Source organism: Anabaena sp. UHCC 0204 (assembly GCF_009711975.1).
GTDB lineage: Bacteria > Cyanobacteriota > Cyanobacteriia > Cyanobacteriales > Nostocaceae > Dolichospermum.
On the sequence record NZ_VIKW01000025.1, the window covers coordinates 13,383 to 29,609 of the forward strand.

18 protein-coding genes are annotated in these 16,227 nt (G+C 38.1%); 8 read left to right on the forward strand and 10 right to left on the reverse strand.

All coding sequences use genetic code 11. The features are described 5' to 3' along the window. Positions 1–84 precede the first annotated feature (84 nt). On the forward strand, positions 85–1,431 hold the full coding sequence (locus FJR04_RS18735; protein ID WP_168497554.1) for a hemolysin family protein: 1,347 nt from the start codon (positions 85–87) through the stop codon (positions 1,429–1,431). Here FJR04_RS18735 and queC read toward each other — a convergent pair. After that, entirely contained in the window at positions 1,420–2,100 is a 681-nt protein-coding gene (queC, locus tag FJR04_RS18740; protein ID WP_168497555.1) for a 7-cyano-7-deazaguanine synthase QueC, read from the reverse strand. The genes FJR04_RS18735 and queC overlap by 12 nt on opposite strands. A gap of 14 nt (positions 2,101–2,114) precedes the next feature. On the opposite strand from queC, the gene FJR04_RS18745 reads away from it, so the two are divergent. The 4 genes from FJR04_RS18745 (at position 2,115) to FJR04_RS18760 (ending at position 5,737) form a co-directional block, all read left to right on the forward strand. Next, entirely contained in the window at positions 2,115–2,291 is a 177-nt protein-coding gene (locus tag FJR04_RS18745) for a hypothetical protein (RefSeq protein WP_168497556.1), read from the forward strand. Between the two features lie 375 nt (positions 2,292–2,666). Continuing rightward, positions 2,667–3,749 carry a Gfo/Idh/MocA family protein gene (locus FJR04_RS18750; protein ID WP_168497557.1) on the forward strand — a complete coding sequence of 361 codons (1,083 nt, stop codon included), beginning with the start codon at positions 2,667–2,669 and terminating at the stop codon, positions 3,747–3,749. A gap of 357 nt (positions 3,750–4,106) precedes the next feature. Next, positions 4,107–5,252 (forward strand): ParM/StbA family protein, encoded by a 1,146-nt coding sequence (locus FJR04_RS18755; RefSeq protein WP_168497558.1) that lies wholly within the window; start codon positions 4,107–4,109, stop codon positions 5,250–5,252. Positions 5,253–5,257: 5 nt separating this feature from the next. Next, positions 5,258–5,737: a plasmid segregation centromere-binding protein ParR gene (locus FJR04_RS18760; protein WP_168497559.1), complete on the forward strand. Its 480-nt coding sequence runs from the start codon at positions 5,258–5,260 to the stop codon at positions 5,735–5,737. A 356-nt stretch (positions 5,738–6,093) separates the two neighbouring features. Here FJR04_RS18760 and recJ read toward each other — a convergent pair whose 3' ends face one another. The 6 genes from recJ to def all read right to left on the reverse strand — a co-directional run bounded on the left by recJ (position 6,094) and on the right by def (position 11,300). Beyond that, complete coding sequence (gene recJ, locus FJR04_RS18765; RefSeq protein ID WP_168497560.1) at positions 6,094–8,406, reverse strand: single-stranded-DNA-specific exonuclease RecJ; 2,313 nt, start codon at positions 8,404–8,406, stop codon at positions 6,094–6,096. Positions 8,407–8,478: 72 nt separating this feature from the next. Next, positions 8,479–9,120, reverse strand: a complete 642-nt coding sequence (locus FJR04_RS18770; protein ID WP_168497561.1) for a GNAT family N-acetyltransferase — start codon at positions 9,118–9,120, stop codon at positions 8,479–8,481. A 12-nt stretch (positions 9,121–9,132) separates the two neighbouring features. After that, positions 9,133–9,942 carry a PD-(D/E)XK nuclease family protein gene (locus FJR04_RS18775; protein ID WP_168497562.1) on the reverse strand — a complete coding sequence of 270 codons (810 nt, stop codon included), beginning with the start codon at positions 9,940–9,942 and terminating at the stop codon, positions 9,133–9,135. A 167-nt stretch (positions 9,943–10,109) separates the two neighbouring features. Continuing rightward, complete coding sequence (locus FJR04_RS18780; RefSeq protein ID WP_168497563.1) at positions 10,110–10,376, reverse strand: type II toxin-antitoxin system ParD family antitoxin; 267 nt, start codon at positions 10,374–10,376, stop codon at positions 10,110–10,112. A gap of 144 nt (positions 10,377–10,520) precedes the next feature. Further along, positions 10,521–10,724 carry a hypothetical protein gene (locus tag FJR04_RS18785; protein WP_168497564.1) on the reverse strand — a complete coding sequence of 68 codons (204 nt, stop codon included), beginning with the start codon at positions 10,722–10,724 and terminating at the stop codon, positions 10,521–10,523. Between the two features lie 12 nt (positions 10,725–10,736). Continuing rightward, on the reverse strand, positions 10,737–11,300 hold the full coding sequence (def, locus tag FJR04_RS18790; protein WP_168497565.1) for a peptide deformylase: 564 nt from the start codon (positions 11,298–11,300) through the stop codon (positions 10,737–10,739). Between the two features lie 152 nt (positions 11,301–11,452). Between def and FJR04_RS18795 the strand changes: the two genes are divergently transcribed. Both FJR04_RS18795 and FJR04_RS18800 read left to right on the forward strand, forming a co-directional pair. After that, on the forward strand, positions 11,453–12,352 hold the full coding sequence (locus FJR04_RS18795) for an ABC transporter permease (RefSeq protein ID WP_168497566.1): 900 nt from the start codon (positions 11,453–11,455) through the stop codon (positions 12,350–12,352). A 404-nt stretch (positions 12,353–12,756) separates the two neighbouring features. Continuing rightward, a complete protein-coding gene (locus FJR04_RS18800; protein ID WP_168497567.1) occupies positions 12,757–13,038 on the forward strand; it encodes a DUF2795 domain-containing protein in 282 nt (93 codons plus the stop codon). A gap of 185 nt (positions 13,039–13,223) precedes the next feature. Here FJR04_RS18800 and aat read toward each other — a convergent pair whose 3' ends face one another. Next, positions 13,224–13,805 (reverse strand): leucyl/phenylalanyl-tRNA--protein transferase, encoded by a 582-nt coding sequence (gene aat, locus FJR04_RS18805; RefSeq protein ID WP_168497568.1) that lies wholly within the window; start codon positions 13,803–13,805, stop codon positions 13,224–13,226. Positions 13,806–13,921: 116 nt separating this feature from the next. Here aat and FJR04_RS18810 point away from each other — a divergent pair, with 116 nt between their 5' ends. Further along, positions 13,922–14,251, forward strand: a complete 330-nt coding sequence (locus FJR04_RS18810) for a hypothetical protein (protein WP_168497570.1) — start codon at positions 13,922–13,924, stop codon at positions 14,249–14,251. 141 nt (positions 14,252–14,392) lie between these two features. Here the strand turns inward: FJR04_RS18810 and rpsN are convergent, their stop codons facing one another. Both rpsN and FJR04_RS18820 read right to left on the reverse strand, forming a co-directional pair. Then, positions 14,393–14,695 (reverse strand): 30S ribosomal protein S14, encoded by a 303-nt coding sequence (gene rpsN / locus FJR04_RS18815; RefSeq protein WP_168497572.1) that lies wholly within the window; start codon positions 14,693–14,695, stop codon positions 14,393–14,395. A gap of 90 nt (positions 14,696–14,785) precedes the next feature. Next, positions 14,786–16,147, reverse strand: coding sequence for an NAD(P)/FAD-dependent oxidoreductase (locus FJR04_RS18820; RefSeq protein ID WP_168497574.1), 1,362 nt, complete (start codon positions 16,145–16,147; stop codon positions 14,786–14,788). Between the last annotated feature and the right edge of the window lie 80 nt (positions 16,148–16,227).

Below are 16,227 nucleotides of genomic sequence, written 5' to 3' on the forward strand. Positions count from 1 at the left end.
TACAATTTTAGGTTTTAATGATTAATTCATTTAAAATCTAAAATTTTCTTCTCCCGGTGGGCAAATTCTATACCCTCTTAGACAGTGAGTGCTTTTTCTACCTTAAGTTTAACCGATGTAGGGCTGCGATTGTGTAGCGTGCTAGTGCTGATTGCTATCAATGCTTTTTTTGTGACGGCTGAGTTTTCCATGGTGACAGTACGACGAACACGTATTCAACAGTTAGTACAAGCTGGTGATATACGAGCGATCGCTGTCGAAACATTACAACGTAGTATTGATAGACTACTATCTACAGCCCAACTTGGTATTACCCTTTCTAGTTTGGCGCTAGGTTGGATTGGAGAAGGGACAATTGCTGTATTGGTAGAAGAATGGCTAGACTCCTGGCCTTTACCAGTAAGAATGAATTACTTACTAGCTCATTCTTTATCAGTTCCTATCGCTTTTTTTGCTATTGCTTACCTGCAAATTGTTTTAGGAGAATTATGTCCTAAATCAGTAGCAATGTTGTATTCAGAAAATCTGGCTAGGTTTTTGGGTCCATCAGTTAAAGCCATAGTGCGTTTTTTCAATCCCTTTATCTGGATTCTTAATCAATCAACCCATTGTTTATTACGATTGTTTGGAATTGAATACACTGGTCAAAGTTGGCGACCACCAGTTACACCAGAAGAATTACAACTGATTATATCTACAGAAAGAGAATCTACAGGTTTAGAAAATGCCGAACGAGAACTATTAAATAACGTTTTTGAATTTGGGGATATTACCGCCGAAGATATTATGATTCCGCGGACTAGTATTATTGCTTTACCCATAAATGCCAGCTTTCAAGCATTACTTGAAGAAATCACATCTACTGGTCACTCTCGTTATCCTATTATTGGCGAATCTTTAGACGATATTCGTGGCATAGTTTATTTTCAAGATTTAGCAACACCTCTAGCCTTAGAAAAAATCACCAAAGATACCCAAATCCAAGATTGGATGCGTCCTCCTCGATTTGTGCCAGAACAAACGCTATTAAGTGAACTCTTGCCGATGATGCAGCAAGAGAAACCTGCTATGGTGATGGTAGTTAATGAATTTGGTGGAATTGTCGGACTGGTTACTATTCAAGATATCATCGCTGAGATTATTGGTAATGCAGGTGAGGCTGATAGTAGTAATGAGTTGCTGATCGAAATGGTAGACAAACACACATTTTTAGTTCAAGCTCAAATTAATTTGGAAGAAATGAATCAAGTCTTACATCTTAATTTACCCTTAATCAGAGAGTATCAGACTTTGGGTGGCTTTTTACTTTATCAATGCCAAAAAATGCCTAATAAAGGTGAAATATTCAACTATCAAAATCTTGAATTTACTGTTATTTCAGTGATTGGTCCCCGTCTTCACCAAATCCAAATTCGAGTTTTAGATGATTAGATAGGGAACGGGATCTTTTAAACCCAACTCAGCAAAAGCTGCTAACCGCAATTGGCAGGAATCACAGACACCACAGGCAACATCATTGCCAGCATAACAAGACCAAGTGAGATCCCAAGGTACACCTAACTGATTACCAAGTTGGATAATTTCAGTTTTCTTCAAATTAATTAATGGGGCGACAATTTCAATCGCTTGTCCTTCCCTTCCTTGTTTTGTTCCCAAGCGGAAAACGTCCTGCATTGATTGGATATAATCAGGACGACAATCTGGATAGCCAGAGTAATCTAAAGCATTAACACCAATGTATACCTTTTGTGCCGCGATCGCTTCTGCATATCCCAAAGCAAAACTTAAAAAAATGGTATTACGGGCAGGAACATAGGTGACAGGAATATTATCCGCCATTTCATCAAGCGATCGCGCTTCAGGTAAATCAATTTTGTGATCTGTGAGTGCTGAACCACCCCATTGTCGTAAATCAAAATTAACCACCTGATGTTGAATTACCCCTGCCGTCTTAGCAACCATTAAAGCAGAATTTAACTCTCTGCGATGTCGCTGTTGGTAATCAAAAGAAATAGCGTAACATTCACAGCCATCAGCTTTTGCTTGGTAAAGAACCGTCGAAGAATCTAATCCACCAGATAATAAAATTACAGCTTTCATAGTTAGATTACGGAATGGGAGATGAAGAAATAGGAAAAGCACAAGGGAATTTTACCAATTACCCATTCCTTCACAAATTGCATCCAAAAGATGGGAAAATCAACAAAATGCAACACACAAAAATTAAATATGTACAAAAAAACTCTCACGAACAAGAACAACAACTGGATAGACCAAAAATTATACTGTGAGTATTAACTATTTCGATAACTGTAATTTTACTGATAACTTGGTGATTAACTTACCACTACCAACAACAGGTATTGATTTGATGAGTTAATTACCTAACCATATACCTGAGAATTTCTACTGAGGAATTATGGCATTTACAAAGTCAGCAAAAACACAGATGATTTTTCTAGTAAATGATTAAAACAGGCTAATTCATCACTGTTTACCGAAAAGATAACCAGATGGCGGGAACTGAACCGAAACTTTGAAATTCTTCATAAAGATAATCACTATGTTACCATCTGGATGGTTTAAGACAAATCAAACTCGGCGTTTAAGTACAAAGATCAAAGATCGTAGCGTCTCTAAATTTGGTGGTTGAGGAGAGAACAATAGTGCAAGATAGCATATCAATGTCAGAACCAAATCTATATTCACAGCGCAGCCAGCCACAACATATCCGCATAGGAGTGATTGGGGTTGGTAACATGGGACAACATCATACCCGCGTTCTGAGTTCCATGAAAGATGTGGAACTAGTAGGCGTTTCCGATATTAATGTTGAACGTGGTTTAGAAACTGCCAGCAAATACAAAGTCCGTTTTTTTGAAGATTACTGCGACTTACTACCTCATGTAGACGCAATTTGTGTTGCTGTACCTACACGGCTACACTATGCTGTGGGGATCAACTGTCTGTTAGCAGGAATCCATGTTTTAATTGAAAAACCAATTGCGGCTAGTATTTCGGAGGCAGAATCTCTAGTAAATGCTGCTGCTGAATCTCAGTGTATTCTGCAAGTTGGTCACATTGAGCGATTCAATCCCGCATTTAGGGAACTCAGCCAAGTCCTCAAAACTGAGGAGGTTTTGGCCTTAGAATCTCACCGCATGAGTCCTTATTCAGCGCGGGCGAACGATGTTTCCGTTGTTTTGGATTTAATGATTCATGACATTGATTTACTGCTAGAATTAGCTGCCTCACCAGTGGTGAAATTGACTGCTAGTGGAACTCGTTCTTTAGACTCAGGTTATTTAGATTATGTAACTGCCACCTTGGGCTTTGCCAATGGGATTGTTGCTACTCTGACAGCCAGCAAAGTTACTCACCGGAAAATTCGCCGCTTAGTAGCCCATTGTAAAAATTCATTTACAGAAGCAGATTTTCTCAATAATGAAATTTTAGTACATCGGCAAACCGCGATAAATCCTCACCTTGATAACCAAAAAGTCCTGTATAGACAGGATGGTTTAATCGAAAAAGTTTATACCACTAATGTTCAACCTCTCAGTGCAGAACTAGAACATTTTGTCAATTGTGTTCGTGGTGGCAATCAGCCTTCTGTTGGTGGTGAACAAGCTCTTAAAGCTTTACGCTTGGCCAGTTTAATTGAGCAAATGGCTTTAGAAGAAAGAGTTTGGAACCCATTAGAGTGGTCTTCCGAATCGAGAGTCCAATCTTTGACATCAACTATCTAGCTGAAACTGGCAGTGGGGAGAATTAATGATTTTTTCTCCCACTATGACAAATGGGGGCTGGTATTTTGTCCAAATTTATACAAATGACAATCTTCTCCAAGTAATTTCAGGAATTGAAAGTAGGACTCTATGGTGTTTATCTGTTGGCAACTCAAGTACAAGCGTAAAAACACTAAATCAGCAACAAAAGCCTGACATCTACCTAAAACTGCCATCAGAAATCCTAAATCATAGAAAATTAACCATCGCCTATTATGAATTTTGACGTATTTCTAGTTACACTTAACCCAACCTAAAATTTTTTGTAGCTCACCTTTTTGTAAGATGAGCATGATAACTTTTTACAGAGGAGCTTTCATGACAGACCAACCCCCCGTCGCTAATCCAATGAATGCCGCTGCGATTCCCATGAACCGCCAAACAGCAGCAGCCACACCAATGAATTCTGTAAAACCTAACAATATTACGGGTAAAACTATTCTCAGTGTTGATTTAGGTAGAACCTCCACAAAAACTTGTGTGAGCCGTGAACCCAGTAATGTGGCTTTCATTCCTTCTAACGTGAAAAAAACATCAATCGAACAAATTCGCGGCGGTGTATTTGAAGCCAAGGCTACTGATCCACTCATGGATTTGTGGCTGGAATATCAAGGTAGTGGCTATGCTGTGGGGCAGTTAGCCGCAGATTTTGGGGCAAATCTTGGCGTTGGCCAATCTAAAGTAGAAGATGCACTGGTCAAAGTATTATCATCTGCTGGTTACTTTAAACTGAAAGATGAAATTGCTGTTGTCCTGGGTTTACCTTTCCTGTCTTTAGAACAATTTGAAAAGGAAAAGGCGCAGTTAACTAGTTTGGTGACTGGACCTCATGTCTTGAATTTCCGAGGCGAATCTTTAACTTTGAACATTACCAAAGTCTGGGTAATGCCTGAAGGATATGGTAGTTTGCTGTGGTCAGAAACTCAACCTAATAAAGCCACATCTGTTCCTGATTTTACGAAAATATCTGTGGGGATTGTTGATATTGGTCATCAAACCATTGATATGATCATGGTGGATAATTTCCGCTTTGCCCGTGCTGCTTCTAAAAGTGAAGACTTTGGGATGAGTAAGTTTTATGAAATGGTAGCTCAGGAAATACAAGGTGCTGATAGTCAATCATTAGCATTGATTTCTGCGGTTAACAAGCCCAAAGGCGATCGCTTTTACCGTCCCAAAGGCGCTAGTAAGCCCACTAATTTAGATGATTTTCTGCCTAACTTGACAGAACAGTTTTCCCGAGAAATTTGCTCTCGTGTGTTAGCTTGGTTGCCAGAGCGGGTAACTGATGTGATTATTACAGGTGGTGGTGGAGAGTTCTTCTGGGAAGATGTTCAACGTCTACTCAAAGAAGCTAAAATCAATGCCTACTTAGCTGCACCTTCTCGGCAGGCTAATGCTTTGGGGCAGTATATTTATGGAGAAGCGCAATTATCTGCTGCTGTTCGCGCTGCTAGGTCATAAAACTGATGTTCCAATGGTCAAAAAAGGTAGTTAAATCCGTTACGTTCAATCCAGAAATTGCTGATGAAAGCTTATTAGCGCAGGTGGAAAACTACTTAGAGGTACAGCCAGATAAAACTTTCAGTGACCTGTGTAAAGAGGCTCTCTGGAAAGTTTTGTGTGTCCCAGAATCTGCTCAACCGCCTTCTAAGTCAGCAAATATAACTACGATTGAGCAAAAAATCGGTGATATGCAACGTCAAATGACCGATTTTGAGGAACGTTTTTTTGCTCAAGAGTCTCATCGTTTGGAGGCGATGGAAAGTCAAATGTTGTTACTTACTCAACAAGTATCAAAGTTGGCAATCATACTCGATCAGCAACCACTTAGTTATATTCCTCCTAAATCTGAACCTGAAACTGATAGCGTTAGCGTGGCGCAAGCCATACCTCAAGAAGTAGACCCTGTAATTAGTCGCATTGGTCAGTTTCTTGATGATTTCTAAGAAAAGACCAGATTTTTGCTTGTTTTTACTTTGAGAAAAGCTCTTAACTAAACTACCGTAAGTCCCACCAGTAAGGCCAAAATGGCTTATTGGTGGGATGTTTTATAGGGCTAGGAGTCAGGATGTAGGGGTGTATCCCTGACGGAAGATGGAAGCGTCAGCATTTGGTGTCAGGACGTATTCTCCGTTAAGTTGAGAGAGAGAATATATTGTGAAATTAATTGTATGATTTTAGGGACTTCCAAAAAATAAATTATCCGGATTAACTAACCGCAGAGGCGCAGAGAACGCAGAGGAATGAGGGTTTTAGAGATTTTTTGCGTTAAATGGTTGAGTGTTTTTTATTTGGAAGTCCCTTATCTATTAAGCATAGAAACAATCATAGATAAAGGAACATGGAAAAAATAATCTTGTTGGAATTGTTCTTCTCGGACTGCTGCTAAAAATTGGCTAATAGCATAGTCAGCAGGTTTTTGATAATGTGTAGAATTCCATAATATTTCTAAATAATTATCTTGACGTTGAACAATAAACCCTAAATATTTTAAAGCTTGAAAACCCAAATACAGACTTTGATCACTAATACCAAGTTTTTCTAAAAATTGCCTGCGGGTAACTAGTTCATGTGTGCGACTGAGGTATTTAGCAATTCCGACTAGAGTTAGCCAAATGTCTTGAGGAGTTGCATTTTGAGGTTTTTGCCAAGCAATCACTAATTGTTGTTGATAATCAAGAGATTTCTGCCACCATAAACGTAAATTATCCCAATTAGTAGGACAATCTTTCATTATTAATAATGATTTTTCAGATTTTAATTTTCCTGAAGCTTCCTGATTTCGCCAATCTAAAATAATATTAGAAATCTGATTTTTCAGTTCCAACTCAGAATTAGAACGCACCGCAACTAATCTAATTTCATAGCGTTTTTTAAAACTGTTAAAATCAATTTCGGCAATACAATCACATCTACCCATAGGCAAATCTTCCTGATAATGTCCCCACCAAAGCCCCGGAAAAGAACTTTTAGTAGAATCATCCCGAATATCAAAATCAGTTTTAATATATTGGATTTTATTTCCTTTCAAATCTTGTTGATTTCGATGCCAAGCGTTTTCAAACCAACAATTTTTAATAAGTAACTTAGGAATAGGATTACCCATACCACAGGGTTCTAAAAGCTTGAGTTCTAAAAATAAATCTTTGCCCAAATCGGCAACCGTCACCATTAAATCAGCTTGAACCGTGGGAGTGAGACTAATTCCTCCCAAAGATTGGCGTAACTTTTGGTTAATTGCGGCTGTAAATAACGGGATATTTTCTACCAACAAACTCAAACCTGCTGCAAAAGGATGTCCACCAAAACGATGTAATAAATGGGATTGTTCTTGAACTAATTGATATAAATCAACAGCATTAATCGAACGTGCCGAACCTCGCGCTAGAGAAGGGCTAGAATCTGTCCCATTGTCCTTTCCTTCCGTACTTAACAAAATTGTGGGACGACCTGTTTCTTGGGCGATTTGTCCAGCAACCAAACCCAAAACACCAACCGCCCATTGAGGATCTTCTAAAACAATGACGCTAGTAGTTGATAAGTCTAATTGACTGAGTTTTTTAGTAACTTGCGCTTGGACATCTTTTTGTAAAGACTTGCGACGAGAATTAGCTAATTCCGTTTCTTCTGCAAGTTGTTGACAACGTTGAATATCTCTACTCGTCAATAATTCTACACAGAAACTAGCGTCACCATGAATGCGACTAACAGCATTAATCCGTGGACCCAAACCAAAAGAAATATCTGTCGGGCGATCGCCACTTTTCTGGCATAATTCTAATAATCTCCCCACACCTGGTCTTCTTCTCGCTGCTATTGGTTTTTTATAATCAGCTTGTAATTGTTGAATTCCCAATTGTGCCAAATAGCGACAATCACCACTTAATTGTACCAAGTCTGCAATTAATCCCACTGCCACTAAATCTAATAAATCCGTTAAAGGATGTTCAGGAATATCTGGCAAACTTTTATATAATGCTTCCACCAACTTATAAGCAACTGCAACCCCAGAAAGATGAAATAAAGGATGTTCTTTGGGTAAATAACGAGGATTGATAATTGCCACTACCGGCGGACGTGCTGATGGTAATGTATGATGGTCAGTAACGATAACATCTATCCCTAAACTTTGAGCATAAATAATTTCCGCAATATTTGTACTACCCGTATCACAAGTAACAATCAACTTACAATCTTGTGCAGCTAAAATATCAATTCCTGACTTATTTAAACCATGAGATTCTGTTAACCGATTGGGAATATAATAACTTAATTGATGATGTTGCTGAAAAAATTCACCCAACCCATCCCATAATACCGCAGTCGAAGTAATACCATCTGCATCAAAATCTCCCCAAATAGTAACCTTTTCTCCCGTTTTTCCCGCAATTATTAATCGTTGCACAGCCAAATCCATCTCCTGTCCAAATTCAAAAGAATCAGCCGGTTGATAAACTTGATAATTAATAAAAGCCGCTAACTTTTCCTCATTTTGAATACCCCGTTGCCAAAATAATTGAGCAGCAAAATTACCACCTGTTGCTGGTGCATACCTTTTCACCAATTCAATAAACCAATCTGGGGGTTGTTCTGTTCCTGTTAAAATCCATTCCATTTTAGATCACATTCCAACTTGTATATTTCTTTCTTCCTTTGCGCCTTTGCGCCTTTGCGTGAGACAAGGAATTTATTCATCATTATTAATTAAATCTTTTCCTAATTCATTGATTAAAGGATTGATAACTACATCATTAGGAATTGCTTCTGTTTTCCGAGTACGTATGGTAGGACGAGTACGTTTATAACCTGCCCTTTCGGCTTTTTGATGTTCATAATCTATGAGTCTACCATAATGTGGATGTTTACTTAAATTCATTGATAGGAAAATATGTTGACGCATATTTCCGAAACCTTTGCGATTAAAAAATTTCACCGCTGGTGTGTTAGTGGGATCTGTATCTACTAACATAAACCGTACTCCATCTTCAATCATTCTCGCAATAATTTTATCAACTAATTGATCAGCAACTCCCTGACGTTGAAATTTAGGATTGACACCTAACCACAAAATATAACCATAAGTCCAAGATGCTTTGGTAATAATAGTTCCTAACACAAATCCTGCCAGTTCTCCCTCGGTTTCTGCAACTAAACAATATTCTGGATCTGTATTATAAAGTCCAATTACTTCCCATTCATCCCAAGTGCGATATAAATAGGGATATAAATCACTGGTAAATAATTCTTCACCTAAATGGTAAATAGGAGCAATATCATCAATTCCTATTTCCCGAACATAAATAACATCGTTATCATCAAAGGGTTTCATATTTTTAAAATTTTAAAGTGATACTTCTTGAATATTTTCCAGACTAGGAAATTGTGAATAAGTATTTTCAGTTACTTCTTTGATTTTTTGACGGTGACAGCGCACAGCATATTGACAGGATTCACAGATTTTTGAAGATTCAGCAATTTGTGGAAATGATATATTATGATATTGATAATTATTTACCCATTCGGTGAAATTATTTAATAGTTGATTTAAGTCCTCTGCTGTTTTTTGATGTTTTTTTTCATTATAAATAAATTTAATGTTTTGAGTTTTTCCTTTTGATTGTACAAACCAGTAAGTCATGGAGATATTTTCTAATAAATAGTTGCTAGTTTCTGCCAATACATACAGATAAAGTCTTGTTTGCCAATTCTGAGCTAATATTTTTGGTTTTGGTGGTTGGGGATTGGTTTTCCAGTCGAGAATTTGGGCTTGATATTGATCAGCAATTAATAAATCATAAATGACTGTGAGTAGGTAATCTCCAATTTGCAAAGTCCGATAATGTTCACTTTCTCGAAAAGTTTGATTATCAGGATCAGGTGTAAATATATCTGGAGCAATTTTAGTAAAATCGGTCATCCAATTTTGCAACCGATGATCTGTTTGTAGTAAACTATCAATGGGTAAACCCATTTCTTTTTGCTGCATGAGTAAGTGAAACCGACTACCTAAAATTTGATATTCTTCGTGTTTAGGATCTAGAGGAGTATTAAGTTGTTCTAAATAGCTATGTTGGAATTTGCGAGGACAAGCTGCGAGTAAGTTGAGATGTCCCTGGGAGAGACGGAGTATTTGGGTAGAAGTTGATAACATGATTCTATCTTACCTATCTGAAGGTTAAAATATTAAGATAACTTTATTGCTCATCTAAATTCAAAAACAAAGACTCTAAATCCCTATATCCACTAACTACTCGAACAATTACAATACTATTTTTCAATAAACGATCAAAAATTATATATCCATCAATAGGAATACATCTATTTTTCATTCTCACGCGCTATCCTAATTTTTGCCTCTAATCTAGGCATAATGACATCACTATTAACAACCTCACCGCGTTCAATTTGAGCAAGCCCTACAGCCAATTTTTCGTGTGTTTCTCGTTCCCATTCCTGATACTCTTTTTCCCACTCTGATAATAATTTAAGTGCTTTAATTATTACATCATCGGCATTAGTATAATGACCTGTGGCAATATAAGCCTGTATTAATTCTGCTGTTTCTGGTTTAAGTTGAATATTCATAATTGACAATCTTCCTCTTAATTACCCATTACCAATCACCAATCACCAATCACCAATTACCAAGTAAAAAATAAAAAATAAAAGGTAAAAGGGTGAAGTGTGCATTCCTCATTCATCCTCTTACCTTTTTCATATACCTGATGCTTATTTCATGTTAGCCCGTGCATCCCTCACTGCGGCAAGAAAAAAGAATCCGGTGAGAGGAATGCTCAAAGCTAGGATAATGGCAGTGGTTTGGACACCAAAATTTGGTTCTCCATAACTAAGTTCAAAAACCGAACCAACAGCCGCGATCGCTGTTATACAAGCACCACCTAAAAATAAACCGCTTTTTGGAGTTAAATACACTGCTAGACCACCCTATGCTACTGGTTTCACTGCTTGATACGAGAAGCCATTTTTAGATAGCTCCTGGGCTAAAGTCAAGGAATTTTCTACACGATCTACAAATACCACACCGTTGAGGTGATCCATTTCGTGCAGAATACAGCGACCAAGTAAATCATCAGCTTTTAATGTCTGAGGACGGCCATATTCGTCTTTATAGGCGATTGTTACCACTTCTGGACGTTTTACATCTAGATAGACGTTGGGAATACTTAAACACCCTTCCTGAGCCACGCAGAGCTTACTACTCACCTGTTTAATGGTGGGGTTAATTAATACCAATGGAGGATGATCTGGGTTATCTGGTTCGCAGTCAATGACAATCAGTTGTTTGTTAATCCCGACTTGGGGTGCAGCCAAACCAATGCCATCTGAGCTATACATAGTTTGCAGCATTTCCCGTACTAGTTGGCGGAGTTCGTCATCTATTTTAGTAATGCGCTTGGCAGGTTGACGCAAAACGCGATCGCCTAAGTAGTGCATCTGCAAAGGTGGATTTTTTAACTTTTTCTTCTCTACAGCAATATCAGAGGGCATGGTTCTTGATGGCTTTATGGTGAATAATCTAATTTGATTCTATCGTTAGTTGTCAGTGGTCAGTTGTTCGTTGTCAGTGGTCAGTTGTTCGTTGTCGGATAAAAATTTTTATTAATTGTCAATTGTCAATTATCCATTATCAATTATTTTTCATGTTTAAATATTTCACGAAACTAGATTACCTACTGAAAGAAACTTTCCTGGGCTTAAAACGGGGGGGATGGATGAATTGGGCTGCTGTGAGTACGGTGACAGTGTTACTGTTTCTCTTTGGGTTAAGTCTGCAAGTCTCTTGGCAGGTAGAAACACTGTTGAATCAATTTGGTAGTCAGTTGGAATTATCAGTTTATTTAGAACCAGGTGTGCAAGCTTTTAATCTCCAACCACTCATTACAAAAATGCCCGAAGTTGCTGGTGTGGAAGTGATTACCAAAGAACAAGCTTGGACTAAGTTGGTGAAAGAATTCGGTTTAACTGATATTAATGGTGCAACTCAACAGTTAGGGGGTAATCCTCTGGTTGATGAAATGAAGGTAAAAGCACTCAGTCCCCAAGTTGTCCCAAATTTAGCGACACAGTTAGCGAAATTGTCAGGGGTGGAGGTGGTGCAATACGTTGATGAAGCGGTGAAAAGGGTTGCCCAGTTACATCAGGGTTTAAACTGGATTACTTTAACAATTACAATTATTTTAACATTAACGGCGATCGCTGTCACCACAACTACTATCCGCTTAATTGTCATGGCACGTCGTCAAGAAATAGAAATTATGCAATTGGTGGGAGCAACGGCTACTTGGATTTATCTACCATTTATTCTACAAGGAATTTCTTTTGGTTTATTAGGTGGAGCGATCGCTTGGAGTTTTATTTCTCTCACTCAACAATTTCTCAACCGCTTACTAATCAATCAACCCGATTTTATCCAATTTCTCCGCAACGGTTTACAACTTACTACCTCTCAAACTCTACTATTACCTCTGATTCTCTTGAGTTTTGGTGCAACTGTTGGATTAATGGGTAGTTTATTTGCTGTCAAACGGTTTGCTAAGTAAATCAAAGGGTTTTTCCTCAATAGCGACGAATAGCGATCGCTCACTCAAATATATCCCGATTTTCCTGTTTTTTCCTGTTCTTTTTTTCAGAAGAGAGACTTAAATTTACTCCTTCTAGTTAACAAAAATCTCTCTGAAGATGAAAGGTAAGACGGAGATAATTAGGGGATGATGTCTATATAATTAATCTTTGATTTTTGAAATATATATAGAGTTAGAGTGGCTAACGAAAAGACCTTTTCCGCAAACCTCATATATAATTTATTTGCTGAACATCATACTATAGTAATAGTAAATATTTTTATAATCATCCAAATTAATTCTCAAGATAGAAGGCGTTAATAAATAATAGTTTTAAAGTAATAAGGTGAATCAATAACTTACGATTATGTAAGGAGACTTTTATGGCTACTAAATCCCAGGCAGGACGTGAAAATCGCGGTCCAGATAAAGGTGAAGCTTATGGTGTAGCAGCAGTAACTCAAGCACTTTCAGGGATAGACTTTCCGGCAACTAAAGAAGAAATCCTCCAGCAAGCAAGAGGTCATGAGGAAATTCACTGGACAAAAAACAAGACCATAGATTTAAAATCATTACTTGATCAAACCGGTCAAGATGAGTTTGAAAGTATGCCGGAGTTAGTGGAAGTTATCAGTGAAACGACGAGAGAAGAAGAACCTGCTTAACAATTGACAATTGATAATTGACAATTAATAATGGATAATTATCTCTTCTTGAAGGAGTATAAGATTGAAAGCCAGGAAAGGTTTTTGTTGTTCTTGAAAGAGAGATATTTTTACCCAAATTAACCAATTGTCAATTATCAAAGATTTTTATTGTTATTGAAAAAGAATATTTTTCCCCAAATTAATCAATTATCAATTAATGAACAGGGACTTTGCAAAGCCTGTTTGAGTAAAGAATGGTATTCAGAGTTACTAATATTATAAGCGCCAAATCTGGATAAATGGGGATTCATCATTTGGGCATCAAATAGCTTAAATTGCTTTTGGCGCAATTTTTCTACCAATTTCACCATTGCGACTTTAGAACCTTCAGAAATATTAAAAAACATAGATTCACCAATAAAAGCACCACCAATAACAATTCCTAAAATTCCCCCTGCTAGTTTGTCTCCTTGCCAAGTTTCAAAACTATAAGCGTAACCAGTTTGGTAAAGTAACCAATAAATCTTTTCCAACTCTGGGGAAATCCAAGTTATATCACGGTTAGCACACCCAGCCACCACACCCAAAAAATCACGATTAATTGCTACAGTGAATCTTTCTTGGTTGAGAACTCGCTGTAATGACTTGGGATAGCGAAATTTATCATCCAAGGGAATCAAAGTTCGTTCCTGACTTCCGTACCATTCCAGGTTATTACTCTCATCAGCCATGAGAAAATAACCTTGAGCATAACCTCGAATAATAGCCGCGACATCGTACTGCATAATTTAGCAAACAATCCAAAAAAGCCCTAGAAAAACACGATTTGCTACTATAAGTCTAAATCTGCGTTTTTTCTGAGATTACCTTAGTAAACAAAATCTATTTAAGATATACAAACATGACTCAAGCAATTCCACCCATTACCCTACCACCTTCCGAAAATCCCCAAGAAGAAGGAGAATGGTTACAACAAAACTTACTCCATTGGCTTGATGAAGAGTTTATTCCCGAAGCAATTAATCAAAACATTGCCCAGCGGGCATCACAGATTTTTATGAGGCAACGTATGGAAGGAGAAAATGATTTAGGTTGTCTGATCATTGCCATTGTGACAGAGATGCAGTCATTTGATTTTTCTAAAAGCTTTTTTGGAGAGTTTGCGATCGCCAACGCCGTTAGCGATCTACTCTTAGATAGTCTGGGAATTGATCGTTGTTGTGGGCAATAACACATTAGTTATTAGTCATTGGTCATTAGTCATTGGTCATTGGTTATTGGTTATTGGTTATTGGTCATTGGTTCACAGCAAATAGCTACTAACAACTGACCACTGACAACTGACCACTGACTACTGACCACTGACTACTAACTACCAGCTAGACTTAACAACACCTGGTAAAAGACCCTCATGGGCCCATTCCCGGAGAACGTTCCGAGATAGCCCAAAATCACGGTATACACCTCTAGGACGACCAGTTAACCAGCAACGGTTTTGCTTACGAGTAGGCGCACTGTTACGGGGTAATTGTTGAATTTTGCGGTGGATTTCTAGTTTAGCCAAGGGAGATTCTGCTGTTCTGAACTCTTCTAACAGTGTTTCCCGCTTTTCAGCATACTTGACCACCAACTTGGCGCGTTTCTTCTCGCGCTCAATCATACTCTTCTTCGCCATGAATTCCCTAATCTAATGAAAGACAGCATTCCCCATTGTACACCGATCCTCACAATTATAGGGAAATTTGTAAACACTAGACTAAAAATCCTAGAGCTTGACTGGCTGCTTCTTTTCGGGAATTTGGGAATTATTGCTATTGTTTACAGTTTGTGGTTCTAAAAAAGCTTCTTTACCTGTAATCAATCGAGAGCGACGATTACGAGTAATGTAATTCCATGCCCACTGAATTACTACTACTAATTTAGTGTCAAATTCAATTAAGAAGTAGATATGAATTACTAGCCAAAATACCCAAGCGAGGAAGCCTGTAAGTTTGATGAAGCCCAAATCTACAACAGCTAAATTTTGCCCAATCATCGCCAAACTACCCACATCAGTGTAGTGAAATTCTGGCAAAGTATGACGTTGAAGCCGGAGTTGAATGAGTTTACCTACATATTCTCCTTGTTGTTTGGCTACGGGTGCAACACCAGGTAAGGGTTTACCATTTTGATGGGAGAAGTTGGCTAAGTCTCCAATTACGAAAATGTTTTTATAACCCTTGATAGTCAAATCGGGTTCTACAATTACTCTGCCAGAGAAATCGCATTCTACATCTGTTCTTTCGGCTAGAACTTTCCCCAAGGCAGAACCTTGAACACCGGCTGCCCACAATATAGTTTTTGAGGCAATGCTTGTCAATTCATCGCCTTGTTTAAAAGTAACGATCTCATTTTCAATATTTGTCACCCTGGTTTGAGTATGAATAACCACACCCAATTTTGCTAAAGATTCTGCTGCTGCTTTTGATAATACTGGTGCAATGTGTGGGAGGATGCGATCGCCCCCTTGTAAGAGTAAAATTCTCGCTTCTGAGGTGTCAATGTTGCGGAAATCTTCTTTGAGGGTTTGGTATGCTAATTCAGCGATCGCACCTGCTAATTCTACACCGGTAGGACCACCCCCGACAATCACAAAAGTCAAGAAAGCCCGGCGTTTTTCAGGATCTGTTTCTTTTTCTGCGGCTTCAAATGCTGAAAATATCCGACGACGCATTTCTATGGCATCTTCTACAGTTTTCAAGCCGGGAGCAAATTCTTTCCAGTTATCTTTACCAAAATAGGAATGGTTCGCACCTGTGGCAATAACTAACGTATCATAAGGGATTATTTCATCACCTAGAATAACTTGTTGCGTTTTTGGATCAATAACATTTACTTCTCCCAGCAACACTTTTGTATTCTTACTTTTGCTGAATACAGATCGCAATGGTGCGGAAATATCAGCAGGTGATAGCGTACCTGTGGCAACTTGATATAAAAGCGGCTGAAATAGGTGAAAGTTGCGTTTATCAATAAGAGTAACATCTACGTTGGCGTTAGCAAGAGCCTTTGCTGCATACAATCCACCAAAGCCACCACCAACGATCACAACCTGATGTGGTGCTTTCTTCTCACGGGAAACTACCATACAAAATATTTCCTTTTGTTAAGAGCCGTGTAACTTTTCTTAACAAATATGTAGCAAAATTATGATATGTTTCGCCGTCT

Coding starts and splice junctions, on each gene's coding strand:
- queC (WP_168497555.1), bottom strand. CDS start 2,100: ATGAAAGCTGTAATTTTATTATCTGGTGGATTAGATTCTTCGACGGTT.
- FJR04_RS18745 (WP_168497556.1), top strand. CDS start 2,115: ATGGGAGATGAAGAAATAGGAAAAGCACAAGGGAATTTTACCAATTAC.
- FJR04_RS18755 (WP_168497558.1), top strand. CDS start 4,107: ATGACAGACCAACCCCCCGTCGCTAATCCAATGAATGCCGCTGCGATT.
- FJR04_RS18760 (WP_168497559.1), top strand. CDS start 5,258: ATGTTCCAATGGTCAAAAAAGGTAGTTAAATCCGTTACGTTCAATCCA.
- recJ (WP_168497560.1), bottom strand. CDS start 8,406: ATGGAATGGATTTTAACAGGAACAGAACAACCCCCAGATTGGTTTATT.
- FJR04_RS18770 (WP_168497561.1), bottom strand. CDS start 9,120: ATGAAACCCTTTGATGATAACGATGTTATTTATGTTCGGGAAATAGGA.
- FJR04_RS18775 (WP_168497562.1), bottom strand. CDS start 9,942: ATGTTATCAACTTCTACCCAAATACTCCGTCTCTCCCAGGGACATCTC.
- FJR04_RS18780 (WP_168497563.1), bottom strand. CDS start 10,376: ATGAATATTCAACTTAAACCAGAAACAGCAGAATTAATACAGGCTTAT.
- def (WP_168497565.1), bottom strand. CDS start 11,300: ATGCCCTCTGATATTGCTGTAGAGAAGAAAAAGTTAAAAAATCCACCT.
- FJR04_RS18795 (WP_168497566.1), top strand. CDS start 11,453: ATGTTTAAATATTTCACGAAACTAGATTACCTACTGAAAGAAACTTTC.
- FJR04_RS18800 (WP_168497567.1), top strand. CDS start 12,757: ATGGCTACTAAATCCCAGGCAGGACGTGAAAATCGCGGTCCAGATAAA.
- aat (WP_168497568.1), bottom strand. CDS start 13,805: ATGCAGTACGATGTCGCGGCTATTATTCGAGGTTATGCTCAAGGTTAT.
- FJR04_RS18810 (WP_168497570.1), top strand. CDS start 13,922: ATGACTCAAGCAATTCCACCCATTACCCTACCACCTTCCGAAAATCCC.
- rpsN (WP_168497572.1), bottom strand. CDS start 14,695: ATGGCGAAGAAGAGTATGATTGAGCGCGAGAAGAAACGCGCCAAGTTG.
- FJR04_RS18820 (WP_168497574.1), bottom strand. CDS start 16,147: ATGGTAGTTTCCCGTGAGAAGAAAGCACCACATCAGGTTGTGATCGTT.